The 2545-nt window shown below is 67.1% G+C and carries 2 protein-coding genes; one reads left to right on the plus strand and one right to left on the minus strand.

The window, feature by feature from the left end; genetic code table 11:
• The first annotated feature begins 163 nt into the window (after positions 1 to 163).
• Positions 164 to 2251, plus strand: a complete 2088-nt coding sequence (locus G3N99_RS38480; protein WP_174940151.1) for a UvrD-helicase domain-containing protein — start codon at positions 164 to 166, stop codon at positions 2249 to 2251.
• 90 nt (positions 2252 to 2341) lie between these two features.
• Here G3N99_RS38480 and G3N99_RS38485 read toward each other — a convergent pair.
• On the minus strand, positions 2342 to 2545 hold a 204-nt coding region (locus G3N99_RS38485; RefSeq protein WP_206125004.1), incomplete at its 5' end, for a c-type cytochrome.

Raw genomic sequence — 2545 nt, forward strand, 5'->3', positions numbered from 1 at the left:
CCGGCCGGTCGGCCCGCGCAGCCCCGTCCGGCGGCGCTCCCGAAAAGCGCGCCGCCGGCGTGTTAACATGCGCGTCCTGCCCGCGTGTCCGCCTGCTTCGCCAGCCCGCCGCGCACGGCATCCTCCCGGCGTTCCGCCGTCAACCGCAACACCATCCGCCATCATGTCCGCAGGCCTGAATCCCGCCCAGAACGAAGCGGTGCGCTACCTCGACGGTCCCTGTCTCGTGCTCGCCGGCGCGGGCAGCGGCAAGACCCGCGTGATCACGCAGAAGATCGCGCACCTGATCGAGGCGAAAGGCTTCGAGCCGCGCCACATCGCCGCCGTCACGTTCACGAACAAGGCGGCCGCCGAAATGCGCGAGCGCGTGTCGAAGCTGCTCGAGGGCAAGACGCTCACCACGCCCGGCAAGGAAGGCCGCAAGGTGCCCGTCAACCAGCTCACCGTCTGCACGTTCCACTCGCTGGGCGTGCAGATCCTGCGCCAGGAGGCCGAGCACGTCGGCCTGAAGCCGCAGTTCTCGATCATGGATTCGGACGACTGCTTCGGGATGATCCAGGAGCAGATCGGCACGACCGACAAGGGCCTGATCCGCAAGATCCAGAGCACCATCTCGCTGTGGAAGAACGGCCTGATCATGCCCGACGAGGCGATGACGATCGCGGCCAACGAGGACGAGCACCAGGCCGCGCTGGTCTACCGCAACTACGTCGCGACGCTGCATGCGTACCAGGCGGTCGACTTCGACGACCTGATCCGCCTGCCCGCCGAGCTGTTCGCGAAGAACGAGCAGGTGCGCGACCGCTGGCAGAACAAGCTGCGCTACCTGCTGATCGACGAGTACCAGGACACCAATGCGTGCCAGTACGAGCTGCTGAAGCTGCTCGCCGGCCCGCGCGCGGCGTTCACGGCGGTGGGTGACGACGACCAGGCGATCTACGGCTGGCGCGGCGCGACGCTCGAGAACCTCGCGCAGCTCGGCAAGGATTTCCCGAAGCTGCACCTGGTCAAGCTCGAGCAGAACTACCGGTCGACGGTGCGCATCCTGACCGCCGCGAACAACGTGATCGCGAACAACCCGAAACTGTTCGAGAAGAAGCTGTGGTCCGAGCACGGGATGGGCGATTCGATCACCGTCACGCCGTGCAACGACGAAGAGCATGAAGCCGAATCGGTCGTGTTCCGGCTGTCCGCGCACAAGTTCGAGCGGCGTGCGCAGTTCCGCGACTACGCGATCCTGTATCGCGGCAACTTCCAGGCGCGGATCTTCGAGCAGGTGCTGCGGCGCGAGCGGATCCCGTACGTGCTGTCCGGCGGCCAGTCGTTCTTCGACAAGGCCGAGATCAAGGACCTGTGCGCGTACCTGCGGCTGATCGCGAACGCCGACGACGATCCCGCGTTCATCCGCGCGGTCACCACGCCGCGCCGAGGGATCGGCAACACGACGCTCGAAGCGCTCGGCTCGTTCGCGGGCCAGGCGAAGGTGTCGCTGTTCGAGGCCGTGTACATGGGCGGGATCGAGGCGCGGCTGTCCGCTCGCCAGGTCGAGCCGCTGCGGATGTTCTGCGACTTCATCCAGCGCCTGACCGAGCGCGCGGACAAGGATCCTGCCACCGCCGTGCTCGACGACATGATGGAGGCGATCCACTACGAGGCGTACCTGTACGACGCGTTCGACGAACGGCAGGCGCAGTCGAAGTGGCAGAACGTGCTCGAATTCCTCGAATGGCTGAAGCGCAAGGGCACCAAGCCCGAGAAGGAGGCCGTCGACGGCGAGGCGGAAGGCTTCCACAACGCGGACGGGCTCGCCGATACGGGCAAGAACCTGCTCGGCCTGATCCAGACCGTCGCGCTGATGTCGATGCTCGAGGGCAAGGACGAGGACCCGGACGCCGTGCGGCTGTCGACCGTCCATGCGTCGAAGGGGCTCGAGTATCCGCACGTGTTCCTGGTCGGCGTCGAGGAAGGCATCATGCCGCACCGCGGCGGCTCCGAGGACGACGGCCCGATCGACAACGAGCGGATCGAGGAGGAGCGCCGGCTGATGTACGTGGCGATCACGCGCGCGCAGCGCAGCCTGCACCTGAACTGGTGCAAGAAGCGCAAGCGGGCGCGCGAGACGGTCGTGTGCGAACCGTCGCGCTTCATCCCGGAGATGGGGCTCGACGAGGCGCCGCCGCCCACGCCGGAGGAGGCGCCGATGTCGCCGAAGGACCGGCTTGCGAGCCTGAAGGCGTTGCTGCAGAAGTGATGTGGCGCGTTCCGGCGGAGCGCCGACAAAACAAAACCCCCGCGATGCGTATGCGTCGCGGGGGTTTTTTACTGGACGGCCGGGCCGGCGTTATTTCGACGCGTTGACCATGTAGTCGACAGCGGCCTTCACGTCGGCGTCCGACGCGTTCGACCCGCCCTTCGGCGGCATCGCGCCCTTGCCGTGCAGCGCGTAGTTGTAGACCGTATCCATCGAGTCCTTCAGGCGCGGCGCCCAGTCTTCCTTGCTGCCGAACTTCGGCGCGCCGAGCACGCCCGCCGCGTGGCAGGCCTG

Source organism: Burkholderia sp. Ac-20392 (assembly GCF_017104585.1).
GTDB lineage: Bacteria > Pseudomonadota > Gammaproteobacteria > Burkholderiales > Burkholderiaceae > Burkholderia > Burkholderia lata.

Excerpts from the sequence above, each read along its gene's own strand:
- G3N99_RS38480 (WP_174940151.1), top strand. The coding sequence starts at position 164 with ATGTCCGCAGGCCTGAATCCCGCCCAGAACGAAGCGGTGCGCTACCTC.